Raw genomic sequence first — 16,001 nt, 5'->3', positions numbered from 1 at the left:
GAGGCTGGGGAAGTTTCGTTTTTTTAATGAGGATTGGATGAAATGAGCGGGAATGCTTTTACTTAATGTATGCAGATGCCTTTCATTTTGAGCCAAAAGGCCGGTTAAGGATTAAGTGGATTCAAGCTGGAACACGGTGATTTCAGGCTTTGACAAAAAGCGGAGCGGCAGCCTGGTCGTGCCGATTCCTCGATTGACATAGATTTTCATTCCAGCTGTTTCATACATCCCTTCCGTATAAATTTCTCCGTACGGAGGCGTGATTAAAGGACCAAATACGGGAATCTGAATTTGTCCGCCGTGGGTGTGTCCGGATATTTGCAAATTGACGGGGTATTGTTTTGCCGTTAAAGCAGCGTCTGGCTCATGGACGAGCAAAATCGAGAAGGCTTTTTTACTCAGTTTTGACAGGATGCCTTCATAGTCGGGGCTGCCGAGCATCAAATCATCGAGTGACGCGATCTCTATTACGCTTCCGTCTATCAATTCAAGCTTCATGAAGTCGTTTCGCAGCACCTGAAAACCGGCCGATGCCATGAGCGTCTGATAGACTTTTGTTCCATAGCCGCCGTGATCATGGTTTCCGAATATGGCAAGCTTTCCATAGGGGGCTGAAAGCTTTTTTAAGGCGTTGACAGCATGCTCGTGTTCCCGGTAGCGATGCGGTTTATCTATTAAATCCCCGCTGAATACGATAAGGTCCGGGGAAAGGGCGTTCACTTGGCTGACAACATTTGAAAGCTCGTCTGCTGTAAAGTATTCGCTTAAGTGGGTGTCGCTGAACTGAACGATCCGAAACTGGTCAAACCCTTTAGGAATGAGACGATGCCGAATGGGAATCAAGTTTGTTTCAAGCATGTGCGGCTCGAGATAGCGCGCATAGCCCAAGCCGCCGGCAGCGGTAAAGAGCCCTGCTGCAGCAAGGCCTAAGAAGCCTTTTAAAAATTGTCTTCTGGACGGATTTTTCATAAGCAACCAACCTTTAATAGAATCTCTACATTATATCATCCAGAAAAGCCATTTTAGGACAGTCCGCGTGTTTTGTTAATTTTTTTTAACTTATATGATAAACTATGAATTGAATGAATACTCATTCATAAACAAGGGGGATGGATATGGACAGAAAAGTTGTAATCGTGACCGGCGGGTCGAGCGGAATGGGAAAAGCGATCGCCAAAAAGCAAGTCGAAGAAGGCTGGAATGTGATGATTACAGGCAGAACGCAAGAAACGCTTGAAGCGGCCAAAGAAGAAATTGAAACATTTACGGGGCAGGTGGCTATATGCCGGATGGATGTCAGGTCTGTTGAAGATGTGGAACAGATGATCACAGAGACGGCAGGACGCTTTGGTACGATCGACGCTTTGGTTAACAATGCCGCAGGGAACTTTATCTGCCCTGCTGAAAAACTGTCGGTCAACGGCTGGAAGGCGGTCATCGATATCGTGCTGAACGGCACATTTTATTGCAGCCAGGCAGCCGGCCGCTACTGGATCAAGGAAAAAAAACGCGGCCAGATTTTAAATATGGTCGCGACATATGCATGGGGCGCGGGTGCCGGTGTCGTTCATTCCGCGGCGGCAAAAGCAGGTGTCCTGTCGCTGACGAGGACGCTTGCCGTCGAGTGGGGAAGTGCATACGGGATCAGATGCAATGCCATCGCGCCCGGTCCGATCGAGAGGACGGGCGGTGCCGAAAAATTGTTTGAATCGGAAGAAGCCGCGCACGCGACAATCAAAAGCGTTCCGCTCAACAGGCTGGGAACTCCTGAAGAAATCGCGGGACTCGCCGCATTTTTGCTTTCTGAACAGGCGGGATATGTCAACGGGGAGTGTGTGACGATGGACGGCGGCCAATGGCTGAATCCCCGTCCGTTTTAAGATTTCAAATTCAAAGGTGCGGGCCAGTATGGTATAATCAGACAAAGATTAGAAGCAGGTGATATGCCATGTTGGATCCACTCGATATTTTAACGAACATTGAAGATGTTATTCCATACTATCAGCCGATCTTCAGTGCTGAAGAACAAAAGGTGATCGGCTATGAAGTGCTGGGGCGTATCAAGGTAGAATCTGAAGTGAAGAGTCTCGGGCCGTTTTTTTCTGATCCGACAATTCCTGAAGAATACAAGAAAGAGGTTGATCTCAAGGTGATTCGCCAGGCGCTTGATCATTTTTTGGAGAGCGGGCGCGACCTGCTCATCTTCGTCAATCAAGATGCAAATGTGCTGATGATGGATCACGGTGAATCGTTCCTCGACCTGTTGATGGAATATCAGGATAAAGGGCTCGAGCTCAACCGTTTCGTTATCGAAATCACGGAGCAAAAGTTTGAAGGGGATATTGAACAGCTGCATCATTTGCTGACCTATTACCGTACATACGGAATTAAAGTCGCTGTTGATAATATCGGAAAGGAAAGCAGCAACCTCGACAGAATCGCTCTTCTTTCCCCTGATCTGTTAAAGATCGACCTTCAGCCGCTCAAGCTGTCTTCTCCTTCGCCATCCTATGAATATGTGCTTTACAGCATATCACTCCTTGCCAGAAAAATCGGCGCCGCATTGCTTTACGAGGATATTGAGGCGAGCTTTCAGCTGCAATACGCATGGAGAAACGGAGGCCGGTATTTTCAGGGGCAGTATCTTGAAGTGCCGAAGGATGAATTTATCGAACGGAATGTATTAAAGGACCGGCTGCATGCCGAGTTTCACCAATTTATCACACATGAGAAGAAGAAGCTAACCATTTTGTACGACCACTCTGAGCAGTTTTACAAACGGATTCATCAGCTTGTCACATCGCTAAAGAAAACAGCTCAGTCAGACGATGAGTTTCTCTTCAATCTCGGAAAAGAACTGACCGATTGCAGCTTTAGAATTTACATGTGCGATGAAGACGGGATTCAGCTGACGAAAAACGTGTTTAAACATGATGGAGCATGGATATTTCAGCCTGAGTACATCGGCAAAAACTGGAGCTGGCGCCCTTATTTTCTCGAGAATATCATGAGGATGAGAACGATGAGAAAAGGGTTTTTCAGCGATTTGTACAGCGATATCGAAACGGGGGAAATGATCAGAACATTTTCCTATCCGATGGATGAAGAATTGTATCTGTTCATTGACCTGTCCTACTCATATTTATACGAACAAGACGGATTAATTTAAGCGGCGGCCTTTCGCCGCTTTTTCTTTTCGAAAAAATGAATCCCGAGAGGTTTGTTTTGCGTATATAAAGGAAAATGTGAATATATATGCTAAAAAAGGGGCGGATCATATGAAGAACGTTTGGTCATCCTTACTGTGCGGACTATTGACTGCGGCTTTTGTATTCCTCTGTGCGGATTTTGCCGAAGCCGGAGAAAAACCGACAAGAGCGTCGTTATTTGAGACCCTTCAATCCGTATCCGACGTCCATTTTCAGCTGACCGAAAAGGAAAGAACGAAAAAAGACATGATATCCCTCTTGGAACCTTATATGGAACACGCCATGGCAGCGAAGTACGTGGAGGCGAACGCCTTCCCCGAACAAGCGGGGTGGATTTTTTACGGGACAGACGCGCCGGAAGTTGCAATCCCTTTCTTCAGCTATGATGAAAACACAAAAGTGGCGGTGAAAGACGGAAGCTATACCGTATACGAATGTGTTGGAGATCAAGACCGCGGTCCTGTTTCATATCAAAAAAATTATCAGACGGTGACGCTAAAGAATATCGGCGGCAGCTTCAAAGTAACGGCTATCGGCCAATCTGATACAAAACCGGCTGGAGAAGACATGATGGCCGAACAACCGGATGAGAAAGAAACAAACTCGAATTTTGCGGATAACAAGAAAGAAGACCACGCTGTATTCCCGCTGTTTGTCATCGATGTTAACTGGACATTGGCCGAACTTTTCAGCTAGAAAAAGAATTTTTAAAAAATTCATTGACAATGATACTGATAATCATTATCATTTAATTATAGAGAGATGAACCTCTCTGTTCCCCAACCCCTCTATCAGATCAAGGTTTTAAAAAACTTGGCGCTGCCCCCGCCAAGTTTTTTATTTGCGTGGAATCCTGCATTGCAAATGGCTGCGGGATTTTTGGGCTTTAGGTGTGGGACAGGAATAAGACAATCCTGTTGCCCCATAAATCTAAATTGGTGGTTAAAAAGGCTCCTCTGCAGTCAAAAAAATATTTTTCATGTATGACATGAAAAAAGAAAACTCAAACTATGAAAAGCGGTTTTTCTTTTTCATGATCAGAAAGGAAAAATGTCATCGGCTGATACTTTGTGGTATGATGCGTGTAGAACTTGTATTATAATTAATACTTGTTGATCCTGAAGTTGTTTTTTTGAAAGGAGTCTTTTTTAGAATGTCACAATTAATGGGTATCATCACGAGACTGCAGAGCCTGCAGGAGACTGCGGAGGCTGCCGGAGAACCGACGCAGCGCAATTTTGAAGTAAACGGAGAAAAAATTTGCAGCGTAAAATATTTTGAAAAAAACCAAACATTTGAGCTGACAGTTTATCAAAAAGGCGATAAGCCTACCACATTTCCGTTTGACAACATCGATATGATTTCAATCGAAATCTTTGAACTGCTTCAGCAATAGGAGGATATGGCATGAAAGCTTTTCCAAGCGTTATTTGTCCGAATTGCAAAACAACCGAGCATATGGATCAAGTGCTGACAGCCCAGTCCAATCAGAATGTAATTTACAGATGTGACAGCTGCGGGTTCAGCTTGAAAAATATACCGACCAAAAAAGGATAGCAGACAGACGAATCGTTCCATCTTCGGTGCAGATCAAAAATGAAAAGGGGCATTCCAATGGCTGATTCTTTTCTTTTTTATAATCTTTCTGAAGATCAAATGACATTTCCTGAAGTGATCGGGAGACTGAAGGCGTTCATACGCCAAGATCCGCGGGCAAGCTATCTGCTGTCCGTCGGAACAGACTCGCAAATACATCAGAACTGCACAAAGTTTATCACGGCTATCCATTTGCACCGCAAGGGCAAAGGAGCGTGGGGCTGTCTGAAAAACACGGTTGTCAACAGACCGATACATAGCCTCAGGGAGAAAATATCGCTTGAAACAGCTTACAGCCAAGAGATTGCCGCATATCTTTTAAATGATTACTTTAATGAAATTATGGATCTGCTTCTTCCGTTTACAGACGAGGGAGCAGATTTAACCCTTGAAGTTCATTTGGATATCGGAAAAAAAGGAATGACAAAGGATTTAATCCAGGAAATGACGGGCCGGATCACCTCCATGGGAATCTGTGCCAAAATTAAACCTGACTCCTATACAGCTTCAAGCTATGCAAACCGGTACACAAAATAATTGTTTGAAAGAAAATCGAACAGATGTCGAAATGTGCGGTTGACGTTTGAATTGCAATTTCATATTCTAGCCCTATAGAAACTAGAGAGAACATATTGTTTCTGACTCTAGCTAAATCAATTAGGGGGCTGGTTAAGAATGGAACGCTTTTCAGAAGAAGAGAGAAAACTGTTGCTGAACGTACTTTTGGACCATGAGTATGCCGTAGAGCTACTAAGCAGTGAGATCAATGATATAGAAACGGGTACAAAAAATGTGGATAGCCTGACATATAAAAAACTGGTTACCTTATACGACCGTGTCCGGTCTGAAAATTAGGTCAGATTATATCAATTGATACTCATTAGAGTATCTTTTTTGTTTCCTAAAAGGATATGGAATGATAAACTGACCTTGGAAGAAAGGAAAGTTTTCGACAAATATTGATATCGTTTATATTATTGTAGTATAGGGAAAATATGCGTTGATGGATTAAAGCTGAAAAGGAGTCGAAAAATCATGATTAGTATGCAATCAGATGAACTTCTTGAAACGACAGTAGGTCAGTTTATGATCGATGCTGATAAAGTAGCCCATGTTCAAGTCGGAAATAATCTGGAACATGCCCTTCTCGTGTTGACGAAAACCGGATATACCGCGATCCCTGTACTTGATGCTTCTTTCCGTTTGCACGGATTAATCGGAACGAATATGATCATGGATAAAATCTTCGGCTTGGAACGAATCGAATTTGAGAAGCTTGACAAGATTCATGTTGAAGAAGTCATGCTGACAGACATCCCACGCTTGAAAATTGACGACCCGATCTTAAAAGGATTCGGACTGGTCATCAACAACGCGTTTGTATGTGTCGAAAATGAAGAGCAGGTTTTCGAAGGCATATTTACAAGGCGTGTCGTGTTAAAACAGCTGAATAAGCATTTGAGAACGTTGAATAAATAGGCGCGGCAGCGGCCTATTTTTTATTTGCAGCGCTCCACCAAACCCTCCGCACATTCTCCGAAGCCTGACTTTCCGCTTGATTAAAAAACAGCCGTTTGATTAAATGTATGATAAGAAAAACTTATTGGAATGAGGAATGTCCATGCAGCTTCAAGAGCTCCACATGCTTGTCGTTCTGGCGGAAGAATTAAATATGCGGAAAGCGGCTGAACGCCTGTTTGTTTCCCAGCCGGCTTTGTCCCAACGCCTGCAGACCATTGAGAAATCATGGGGAACGAAAATTTTTTTGAGATCGCAAAAAGGGCTGACGGTTACGTCTGCCGGAGAAAAAATCATCCAGTTCGCAAAAGATGTGACATTGGAACAGGAAAAAGTGAGAGAGAATATCGATGAGTTGGAGGGCGAGATTCACGGTACGCTCAAATTGGCGGCCGCTTCGATCATTGGGCAGCATTGGCTTCCCAACGTTCTGAAAACCTATGTCAAACAATATCCAAACGTGAAAATTTCGCTCGTGACCGGATGGAGCAGCGAAATGCTGAAAAGCCTCTACGAAGACCATGTTCATGTCGGCATTATCAGAGGAAACCCGGAATGGAAAGGACCGAAGCATTACTTGATGCGGGACGAATTGTACCTTGTCGATACAGAGATCCGTAACATTGAGGACATTGCCAAAACGGAACGGCCGTTCATCCAGTTCAAAAGCGACAGCACGTACTATCAGGAAATTCAGCACTGGTGGCATCAAAAGTTTAAAACGTCGCCAAAGCAGACCATTATTGTCGACCAAATTGAAACATGCAAACAGATGGCTTTCCACGGAATCGGCTATGCGATCCTTCCATCTGTGACGCTTCACGGAAGCGGGAGCCATGTTCATCAAATCCCGCTGCTTGACGCTAAAGGAAAAGCAATCGGCAGAGATACGTGGCTGCTCGGTTATGAGCCGGCTTTCCAACTGAAGCAAGTACAGGCGTTTGTAGAGGTTGTGAAAGAATGTACGGCAACTGAATAAACATCAGAAAGGCAGGACTCAAAAAAGAGGGCTGCTTTTTTTGTGCGATTTATTGACATTGATAATCATTATCATTTAAAGTGTATCTATATAATAATGAAAATCATTATCAATTTCAGAGGTGATTCTGTTGTCTAAAGCATTAATTGCATATGCCAGCATGTCCGGCAACACGGAGGATATCGCGATGATCATCAAAGATACATTGAAGGAGAACGGTTTTGATGTCGCAATTCAGGAAATGGATGATGTCGATGCCGATTCATTGGCTGAATACGATCTTCTTTTAATCGGCACCTACACATGGGGAGACGGGGATCTTCCTTATGAAGCGGAATCGTTTTACGACGAGGTCTCTTCGCTTGACCTTAAAGGAAAGAAAGCGGCATGCTTCGGATCCGGCGACTATGCATACCCCCGCTTTTGCGAAGCGGTCAACACGTTTTACAGCATGCTAGAACGAACCGGCGCCGACCTTTATCGAGAGACCTTGAAAATAGAACTTGCCCCCGAAACGGATGAAGATGCCGAGTGCTGCAAGGAATTTGCCGAAGGTTTTATAAGATGGGCAGAACACGAAAAGCGGCAGGCTGAGACCCATGTTTCATAAAGGTGCGACGGCCGTCGCTTCGGCAAAGCATTCCGGTTACTTTGTCGCCATCAAGCGGGAAGGGATTTTTCACTACTCACTTGAGCAAGGCTGGACAAAGCTCTTTCAATTAAAAAGCAAAATATGTTCCATCACCTATATCGGCGATTATTTATTCGGCGCAGGGGAGAGGGGAACGATTATCAGATCGTCTGACCAAGGAGCAACCTGGTCAATCTCAAGCTTTCCGACAAACGCTACGATTTGGTCGATCACAGGGACAACGGACGGCTTTGTTTGTGCCCATGGGAAGCATTGCATTTACATATCAGAGGATTTCGGCGTCTCATGGAAAATCGTCAAGCCGTTTTCCGGTTTGAGTCATCCGCCCGTTATCCGCTCTCTGTGCCTCCATGAGGAGCGCCTTTACATCGGAACGCAGATTCATGAAGTGCACGGCGGTGTTTGGGCATACGATTTGGCAGCAGAATCGGCTTGTTTGATCAAAAAAGAAACCGGCCGCATGACCGCCTCGATGATCGCATTTGAAGGCGAATGGCTGGTTTGTGCGATGGGATCCAAAAAAGGAAATCACGGTGCCGTCAATTTGGTCAACATCCACACGAATGATGAAATACAAATCAGGCAGGGCCTTGTTGAAAATGAAGAATCATTCCTGGATGTGTCCGAAGACAACGGAATCATCTATGTCACATCGGCTCAAGACCGAGACGGATTTTCAAGAATCTACCGGCTTGATTTCTTTGAAAGAGAGCTGAAATGGTTTGACACGATTAAAGGGCATGGATTCAGAGTCGCCAATCAAAAGGAGAACTTCTTTTGCGCGGGTCTTTATGAATGCAAATTTGTCAGGCCTTATGAACAGCCTGCTGCAGCCCACTGATTTTATAGCGTTTTATAGGAGGAATAACGATGGGGAAAGTTTTGCTGGTTTATGCAAGCATGTCTGGAAATACAGAAGCAATGGCCGATTTAATCGAGAAAGGCCTTCTTGAGGGCGGGGCCGAAGTTGACCGCCATGAAGCGATGGATGTAGATGCGGCGCTCTTTAACGATTATCAGTATATGATATTTGGCGCTTATACATGGGGCGACGGGGATCTCCCGGATGAGTTTTTGGATATTTACGATGATATGGAAGGGATGGATTTCACAGATAAGATGTTTGCCGTTTTCGGGTCCGGAGATACTTCTTACGAGCATTTTTGCGGTGCCGTCGACATACTTGAGGACAAAATCAAAGAGCTTGGCGGAGACACGGTGCTTCCGTCCGTCAAAATCGAAATGAATCCGGAAGATGAAGAAGAAGGCATGCTGCTTCAATTCGGCAGGGATTTTGCAAAGAAATGTGAAGTGCCGGCATGACATTTGCTAAAAAAGGAAACGGGACGCCCCCTTTCCTTTTTTTCTTGTTTTTAAATCTTTCCTTTGATACAGTAATGAGGAGAAAAAGAGAAGGAGGACTTACATAATGAAAATGATGGATGCAAATGAGATTATCTCATTTATTCAAAATAGTAAGAAATCAACACCTGTTAAAGTGTATGTGAAAGGCGACCTTGAAGGAATTGACTTCGGCGCTTCAGCCAAGCCTTTTATTACAGGGCATACTGGGGTAGTATTCGGTGAATGGGCGGAGATTCAAGCTGTGCTCGAAGCAAACAAAGGTAAAATTGAAGACTATGTTGTCGAAAACGACCGCCGCAATTCGGCGATCCCAACGCTCGATTTGAAAAATATTAAAGCGCGAATCGAGCCGGGTGCGATCATCCGCGATCAAGTGGAAATCGGCGACAACGCCGTTATCATGATGGGAGCTTCCATCAACATCGGCTCTGTAATCGGCGAAGGAACGATGATCGATATGAATGTCGTGCTGGGCGGACGAGCTACCGTCGGCAAAAACTGCCACATTGGAGCGGGTTCCGTGCTTGCCGGTGTCATTGAGCCCCCTTCAGCAAAACCTGTCGTTATTGAAGACGATGTCGTCATCGGTGCAAACGCCGTCGTACTTGAAGGTGTGACTGTCGGAAAAGGAGCCGTCGTTGCTGCCGGCGCAATCGTTGTGGAAGATGTGGCACCTTACACAGTAGTTGCCGGAACGCCTGCGAAAAAAATCAAAGACATCGATGAAAAAACAAAAGGCAAAACAGAAATCAAACAGGAATTGCGTCAGCTTTAAGAAGCGGCGGCGAAAAGTGCGTGGATGTGACAATCCACGCATTTTCGTATCGCCGGGGAGGTTAGAAAGATGAAATTGGACGAATTAGCAGCGATTCGCAGAGATCTGCACCAAATTCCTGAACTCGGTTTTCAGGAATATAAGACACAGGCTTATCTTTTGAACCACTTACTAAAGCATCCGGAAGACCGGATTGAAATCGAAAAGTGGAGAACCGGACTGTTTGTAAAGGTTAAAGGGACAGCCCCTGAACAGATTTTGGCTTACAGGGCGGATATGGACGGGCTCTCGATTCGGGAAGATACCGGATATTCTTTTTCTTCCATACATCAGAACCGGATGCATGCGTGCGGGCATGATTTTCATATGACGATTGCCCTCGGCATCATCGATCATTTCGTCCGCAACCCGGTTAAACAAGATCTGTTGTTTTTGTTCCAGCCTGCTGAAGAAGGGCCGGGCGGCGCTGAACCGATGCTTGAAAGCGATTTGTTTAAAAAGTGGGAGCCGAGCATGATCACAGCGCTGCACATCGCGCCTGAGCTCCCGGTCGGAACGATCGGAACGAAAAGCGGGCTGCTCTTTGCCAATACGTCAGAGCTTGTAATCGAACTTGAAGGAAAGGGCGGGCATGCCGCATATCCCCACCTTGCAGAAGATATGGTGGTCGCCGCCAGTTCGCTCGTTACGCAAATGCAGTCGATCGTAGCCAGGAATGTCGATCCGCTGGACAGTGCTGTCATTACCATCGGGACGATTACAGGCGGATCAGCACAAAACATTATCGCTCAGCAAGCAAGGCTTGAAGGGACGATCAGGACGCTGTCCCCGGGATCAATGGAACAGGTGAAGAAAAGGATCGAGGCGATGGTGAGCGGCCTGGAAACGGCTTATCAATGCATCGGTAAAGTCAGCTATCCGGCAGCATATTATCAGGTCTATAATTCAAGCGGTTTAGTTGAAGACTTTATGAAGTTCGTTTCTGAAAACGGCCTTGCAGAGGTCATCCGTTCAAAAGAAGCGATGACAGGAGAGGACTTCGGCTATATGCTGAAAAAGTATCCGGGCTTCATGTTTTGGCTCGGCGTCGATTCACCTTACGGACTCCACCATGCCAAACTGCAGCCGAAAGAGGAAGCGCTTGAGACGGCAGTCCGCGTTATGACGGCTTATTTCTCTTCCAAAGCCAATTAGAACAAGCGGCTGGTATAAAAAATCAGCAAACGTGGCATCTTAATTGGTGGAGGTGTTTCTTCATGTCGAAAAAAATCGGAATCGAACAATCTCTTTCTGATGTCGAGGCTGCTTTGAAGGAAAAAGGGTATGAGGTTGTAACGATGAAAACCGAAGACGATGCAAAAGGCTGCGACTGCTGTGTTGTCACTGGTCTGGACACTGACATGCTCGGGATTTCAGATACGATGACCGGAGCATCTGTCATTCAGGCGACTGGTTTAACTGCCGATGAAATCTGTCAGCAGGTTGAGCAAAAACTTCAGTAATAAACATAAAACCGAAGTTCCAGCTTCGGTTTTAACTTGTTTTTCCAAAAAAACGGCTGTCGGGTGTTAAACGGTTGTTTCATCATCCGGAGGCATGTTACACTTTTTTTAAAGGCTTAAAAAAAGAACAACCGCTAATTTAAATTTATTATCAATTAATATTGACTAAAAATATGGTAAGTATTATAATGAATTATGTATGTGATGTTATTAACTAAATGAGAATTTAATATTTAAATTCTCATTTTGATATGGGTAGCAGAACCCAAAAATCACAATTGGAGGGATACATAAAATGGCAGAACGCATGGTAGGTAAACAAGCGCCGCGCTTTGAAATGGAAGCGGTTCTTGCAAACAAAGAATTTGGAAAAGTAAGCCTTGAAGAAAACATGAAGAATGATAAGTGGACGGTTCTATTCTTCTATCCTATGGACTTTACTTTCGTGTGCCCGACAGAAATTACAGCAATGTCTGACCGCTATGACGAGTTTGAAGACCTTGATGCAGAAGTAATCGGCGTTTCAACTGACACCATCCACACTCACTTGGCATGGATTAACACAGACCGCAAAGAAAATGGTCTCGGCCAGCTGAAATACCCGCTTGCTGCCGACACAAACCATGAAGTATCCCGTGAATACGGCGTACTGATTGAAGAAGAAGGTGTGGCGCTTCGCGGATTGTTCATCATTAATCCGGAAGGCGAACTTCAATATCAAACAGTGTTCCATAACAACATCGGCCGTGATGTAGACGAAACATTGCGCGTGCTTCAAGCGCTGCAAACAGGCGGTCTTTGCCCTGCAAACTGGAAACCGGGTCAAGCAACTCTTTAATTTTTATTCTCAAATTAGAAATCAGATTGGAAAGGTCTAACATTTGTTAGACCTTTTTAATCGACAAAAATGACAATGGAGGAAAAATCATGAAATTACGCCAGCCGATGCCGGAACTGACCGGCGCAAAAGAGTGGTTAAACGGAGAAGTGACAAAAGAGCAGCTTATCGGAGAAAAGCCGACATTAATTCATTTTTGGTCGATCAGCTGCCACTTGTGCAAAGAGGCAATGCCGCAAGTCAATGAGTTCCGCGACCGCTACAGCGATAAACTAAACGTGGTGGCCGTGCATATGCCGCGTTCAGAAGACGATTTAGACTTGAATAAAATCAAAGAGGTTGCCGCTGAACATGATATTACTCAGCCTGTTTTTGTTGACAGCGACCATAAGCTGACTGACGCTTTCGAAAATGAATATGTTCCGGCTTATTACGTTTTTGATAAAACAGGCCAGCTTCGCCATTTTCAAGCTGGAGGAAGCGGGATGAAAATGCTCGAAAAACGTGTAAACCGTGTTCTTGCCGAAACAGAACAGTCTGCTGAATAAAGATGAAAAGCCCCGTTTTCATGGGGTTTTTTGTTTATTCGGCTCCTCATTGCAAAAAAAGCAAAAAAATTTCCTCTATCCGCCCCTTTCGACAAATGGATCATTAGACACTGTTTATTTTACTTGATGAGTCTTATGTCCTGTTTTTGTTTCAGGAGTATTTCTGACTTTCCCTGTACACAACAAACTGCGAATTCGACAAGTGAGATCTGGTAATTTTGAATATTCTGGATTTATAAGCCGGATTAATCATTGATATTTCACACTTTCCATCACGATTAAACAGTAGAGTCTATTCCTAAATTATGTTTCGTTGAAAAGTAATTTTCTATGTTCCTTCATTATTTACCATTTTTCGACAATGGGTTTAGAGTAGGCCGAAATGCTTCGAAAACTCCTCAGGCTTCAAGTTTTCCGGAAATTTAGTTCTATTTTCTTAACGGAAAGCAACAGTAGAAAAACGAAAAAATAGTTGATAAAATTAGTTTGGTAATCTAATATTTTTATTGGAAGGTTTATTTATTCTGATAGGAGGGTATAAACGGTATGTTTAACGAGAGGGAAGCATTGCGTTTAAGATTGGAGCAGCTGAATGAGGCTGAGGTTAAGGTGATTAGGGAGTATCAAATTGAGCGGGATAATATATATGCAAAGCTGCGTGAATTGGATCGTCCATCCAGCTTTAATGATACAAAAAAAGATTTTCGCCCGGAGCGTAAAACGGAATCTCTCCCTGTTTTAGCTGAATTAGCTGCGCAGGAGATGAAGAGCTATCAGCAACAACAGCAGCAGCCGCAAGCATCTCAAAAGAACCAGCAGCAGACTTCTCCGCAAACCTCCTCACTGCCTGCCGGAATTCCAGATGGAACGACAAGGCGCAGAAGGGGTACAGCACGTCCAGGCTCAAAAGCTGCAAAACTGCGTGAAGCGGCGATTAAAACATTAAAACGCCATAATGCGGCCATCAAAAGCTCCGAACTTCAAAAAGAAATCGAAAAAGAGAGCGGACTTGAGATCCCTAATATGACAACCTTTATGCAAAGCCTGATTAAAATGTACCCGGAAGTCAAAAAACCATACCGCGGTCAATATATATTAGAGGGTGAGATTTCTACCGAGACAGAGCAGCAATAGTCAAACCCTTGCTTTTCCAGATAGCGTTTCCATTTTGAGGAACACCAAGGCGGCCGCTATATACGCCGCCGCCCTAATCAACTGCTTGAGACAATCGACTCAAGCGGTTTTTTATAAAATCCAAATTATTCCTTAAAGTGGTATTCAATTTAAAGGTTTTGTTTCTTTGTCTTTGCGTTTAATTTGATAGACCCATTTTTGCGGGGTTGTTTCTTCTTTCGTCTGCTTTTTCCATTCAGTTATTTTCTGATCCATTTTCGTGTCATTTTGTTTGATGACGCTCAATTGCTGTTGGAGCTGATCGACTTGCTCCGTAACTGTTTGAAGTACCGCCTCGATCTGCTCTGACCGTTCAAAAAGCTCTTCGTTTTGTTCAAGCGCCTTCTCCGTCTGCTGAGATGTATCAATATCGGCAAAATGAGAAGCGATCCACTTATCACTTTCATCGAGCTGCCTTTTATAGGATAAAATCGTTTCGTAAAACAGCGCTTCTTTTGTTTTTTCAGCCTCCAAAAGGCGGTTTTTCGTTTCTGTCACCCGCTCTTTTAATACCGCAACATCTGTTTCGATTTGTTTGAGCTGAAGACCTTTAGCATGAAGTTCGTCTTTCAGGCGGGCATTTTCGTGTGCAGCGTTTTCGAGCTCATGCTCCTTTTTTTCCCTCAGCGTTTTTTCTTTTTCCGCATGAAGCTTTTCATATTCTATTTGGCTATGTAAGCTTTTTTTCTCTTCTTCGGCTTTTACATTTGTTAAATGAAGGCGGTGCTTTTCTTCTATCTCTTGTTTTCTTGCATAGGTTTCTTTTTGAAGGAGCTCCTGAAGAACAACGATTTTACCCAGCAGTTCGCTTTTTATCCGGTTGAGCGTTTCGGCCGACTCGTCTTCCTTGTTTGCCGAAATCCGCTCCAGTTCGATTGACAGCTGCTGAAGCTGCTGCTTCAGCGCTGCGTTTTCCTGGCTGAGCTTATGATTTTTTTGATGAAAATAGCTTGCTTCAAGCTCGTGGATCAATTGATGTGACCTTGCCAGCTCCGCTTTTAAAAAAAGGTTTTCCTGTGATAAATCATGAAAATAAGGCAGCGAACCCGTTGTTTTTTTCATGGTGACCAGCCCCCTATTAATGTTACAACTACAATATGCATAAATGAAACACGGCATGCCTTTTGAAAAAGAGATTTTACAGACTTGTTCGGATTTCTAAAATTTTGCTATGATGTTCGCAGGCAGAAACACGCGAAGGAAGGTTGAGCTGCATGAAAGAAATACATGTCATATTATCGGGAGGCCTTTCACGCCGTTTTGGGGAACCGAAAGCGTTTGCCCGCTGGCAAGGCAAGCCGCTTTATCAATGGTGCAAACATGCGCTGGGAGGCGATGTCCTGATATTGAGCCGTCCGGGGCTGACGGAGCGGTTTAAAGAACTCGGGGAAAAAGCGGTGCTGGAAGATATCGAACCGTTCAGTGGGAGAGGGCCGCTTGCAGGTATGTACACAGCCATGGTTCGGGCGGAAGGGGAATGCTATATTTTTTCGGCCTGTGATACCCCGCTTGTCCGGCAGGAGACCATATCGGCTTTAAAACGGCAGATGACCCCGGCGGATGACGCCGTCGTGCCGGTCGCAGACGGAAGGGCGCAGCCGCTTGTTGCTGTCTACAGCAGAAGGGTGAAATCCGTCCTCCTCGAACAGCTTCAGCAGAACGAGCTGAAGATCAGCAGTTTCCTCGACCGCATCCGCGTCAAGTATATTGAAGCTGATAGGGTCGGGGCAGAGCCGTGGGAATTTATAAATGTCAATAAAAAGTCGGATTTAGATAAAATAGAACCGTTCTTTCCGGGATGAAATATTTTATTATAGATTGCAAGGGTTTTTCGGAAAGTGTTTTT

General features: G+C 44.5%; 21 protein-coding genes. 19 read left to right on the top strand and 2 right to left on the bottom strand.

Annotation, left to right across the window (positions count from 1 at the left end; genetic code table 11):
• Positions 1 to 111 precede the first annotated feature (111 nt).
• On the bottom strand, positions 112 to 969 hold the full coding sequence (locus M1E06_RS13745; RefSeq protein WP_023857290.1) for a metallophosphoesterase: 858 nt from the start codon (positions 967 to 969) through the stop codon (positions 112 to 114).
• 146 nt (positions 970 to 1,115) lie between these two features.
• On the opposite strand from M1E06_RS13745, the gene fadH reads away from it, so the two are divergent.
• The 18 genes from fadH (at position 1,116) to rok (ending at position 14,116) form a co-directional block, all read left to right on the top strand.
• A complete protein-coding gene (gene fadH, locus M1E06_RS13740) occupies positions 1,116 to 1,880 on the top strand; it encodes a 2,4-dienoyl-CoA reductase (RefSeq protein WP_020451195.1) in 765 nt (254 codons plus the stop codon).
• 68 nt (positions 1,881 to 1,948) lie between these two features.
• On the top strand, positions 1,949 to 3,169 hold the full coding sequence (locus M1E06_RS13735) for an EAL domain-containing protein (RefSeq protein WP_020451196.1): 1,221 nt from the start codon (positions 1,949 to 1,951) through the stop codon (positions 3,167 to 3,169).
• 109 nt (positions 3,170 to 3,278) lie between these two features.
• Positions 3,279 to 3,905 (top strand): DUF3993 domain-containing protein, encoded by a 627-nt coding sequence (locus M1E06_RS13730; RefSeq protein WP_020451197.1) that lies wholly within the window; start codon positions 3,279 to 3,281, stop codon positions 3,903 to 3,905.
• Positions 3,906 to 4,362: 457 nt separating this feature from the next.
• On the top strand, positions 4,363 to 4,605 hold the full coding sequence (locus tag M1E06_RS13725; RefSeq protein WP_003181299.1) for a YkuJ family protein: 243 nt from the start codon (positions 4,363 to 4,365) through the stop codon (positions 4,603 to 4,605).
• Between the two features lie 11 nt (positions 4,606 to 4,616).
• Positions 4,617 to 4,766, top strand: a complete 150-nt coding sequence (locus M1E06_RS13720) for a hypothetical protein (protein ID WP_020451198.1) — start codon at positions 4,617 to 4,619, stop codon at positions 4,764 to 4,766.
• 57 nt (positions 4,767 to 4,823) lie between these two features.
• Positions 4,824 to 5,342: a ribonuclease H-like YkuK family protein gene (locus tag M1E06_RS13715; RefSeq protein ID WP_020451199.1), complete on the top strand. Its 519-nt coding sequence runs from the start codon at positions 4,824 to 4,826 to the stop codon at positions 5,340 to 5,342.
• Between the two features lie 138 nt (positions 5,343 to 5,480).
• Positions 5,481 to 5,660, top strand: a complete 180-nt coding sequence (gene abbA / locus M1E06_RS13710; RefSeq protein WP_003181305.1) for an antirepressor AbbA — start codon at positions 5,481 to 5,483, stop codon at positions 5,658 to 5,660.
• 180 nt (positions 5,661 to 5,840) lie between these two features.
• Positions 5,841 to 6,284, top strand: a complete 444-nt coding sequence (gene cbpB, locus M1E06_RS13705; RefSeq protein WP_020451200.1) for a cyclic-di-AMP-binding protein CbpB — start codon at positions 5,841 to 5,843, stop codon at positions 6,282 to 6,284.
• Between the two features lie 142 nt (positions 6,285 to 6,426).
• Positions 6,427 to 7,302: a LysR family transcriptional regulator gene (locus M1E06_RS13700; RefSeq protein ID WP_023857289.1), complete on the top strand. Its 876-nt coding sequence runs from the start codon at positions 6,427 to 6,429 to the stop codon at positions 7,300 to 7,302.
• Positions 7,303 to 7,432: 130 nt separating this feature from the next.
• A complete protein-coding gene (locus M1E06_RS13695) occupies positions 7,433 to 7,912 on the top strand; it encodes a flavodoxin (protein ID WP_020451202.1) in 480 nt (159 codons plus the stop codon).
• Entirely contained in the window at positions 7,902 to 8,795 is an 894-nt protein-coding gene (locus M1E06_RS13690) for a WD40/YVTN/BNR-like repeat-containing protein (protein WP_023857288.1), read from the top strand. The genes M1E06_RS13695 and M1E06_RS13690 overlap by 11 nt, the downstream gene beginning before the upstream one ends.
• Before the next feature lie 29 nt (positions 8,796 to 8,824).
• Positions 8,825 to 9,277 carry a flavodoxin gene (locus M1E06_RS13685; RefSeq protein WP_456270548.1) on the top strand — a complete coding sequence of 151 codons (453 nt, stop codon included), beginning with the start codon at positions 8,825 to 8,827 and terminating at the stop codon, positions 9,275 to 9,277.
• Positions 9,278 to 9,383: 106 nt separating this feature from the next.
• Positions 9,384 to 10,094, top strand: coding sequence for a 2,3,4,5-tetrahydropyridine-2,6-dicarboxylate N-acetyltransferase (gene dapD, locus M1E06_RS13680; protein ID WP_020451205.1), 711 nt, complete (start codon positions 9,384 to 9,386; stop codon positions 10,092 to 10,094).
• A 69-nt stretch (positions 10,095 to 10,163) separates the two neighbouring features.
• Positions 10,164 to 11,288 carry an N-acetyldiaminopimelate deacetylase gene (locus tag M1E06_RS13675; protein WP_020451206.1) on the top strand — a complete coding sequence of 375 codons (1,125 nt, stop codon included), beginning with the start codon at positions 10,164 to 10,166 and terminating at the stop codon, positions 11,286 to 11,288.
• Between the two features lie 62 nt (positions 11,289 to 11,350).
• Positions 11,351 to 11,596: a YkuS family protein gene (locus M1E06_RS13670; RefSeq protein WP_003181323.1), complete on the top strand. Its 246-nt coding sequence runs from the start codon at positions 11,351 to 11,353 to the stop codon at positions 11,594 to 11,596.
• A gap of 295 nt (positions 11,597 to 11,891) precedes the next feature.
• Entirely contained in the window at positions 11,892 to 12,434 is a 543-nt protein-coding gene (gene ahpA, locus M1E06_RS13665) for a biofilm-specific peroxidase AhpA (protein WP_020451207.1), read from the top strand.
• 89 nt (positions 12,435 to 12,523) lie between these two features.
• Positions 12,524 to 12,982, top strand: coding sequence for a redoxin domain-containing protein (locus M1E06_RS13660; RefSeq protein WP_020451208.1), 459 nt, complete (start codon positions 12,524 to 12,526; stop codon positions 12,980 to 12,982).
• 546 nt (positions 12,983 to 13,528) lie between these two features.
• On the top strand, positions 13,529 to 14,116 hold the full coding sequence (gene rok, locus M1E06_RS13655) for a transcriptional regulator Rok (RefSeq protein ID WP_020451209.1): 588 nt from the start codon (positions 13,529 to 13,531) through the stop codon (positions 14,114 to 14,116).
• A gap of 144 nt (positions 14,117 to 14,260) precedes the next feature.
• On the opposite strand, the gene M1E06_RS13650 is transcribed toward rok, so the two are convergent.
• A complete protein-coding gene (locus M1E06_RS13650; RefSeq protein WP_023857286.1) occupies positions 14,261 to 15,217 on the bottom strand; it encodes a coiled-coil domain-containing protein in 957 nt (318 codons plus the stop codon).
• Positions 15,218 to 15,369: 152 nt separating this feature from the next.
• On the opposite strand from M1E06_RS13650, the gene mobA reads away from it, so the two are divergent.
• Positions 15,370 to 15,957: a molybdenum cofactor guanylyltransferase gene (mobA, locus tag M1E06_RS13645; RefSeq protein ID WP_023857285.1), complete on the top strand. Its 588-nt coding sequence runs from the start codon at positions 15,370 to 15,372 to the stop codon at positions 15,955 to 15,957.
• The last annotated feature ends 44 nt before the right edge of the window (positions 15,958 to 16,001 follow it).

Source organism: Bacillus sp. AK124 (genome assembly GCF_053903085.1).
Note: the sequence above shows the minus strand (reverse complement) of the source record. Positions and strands in the feature narration are given on the sequence as shown.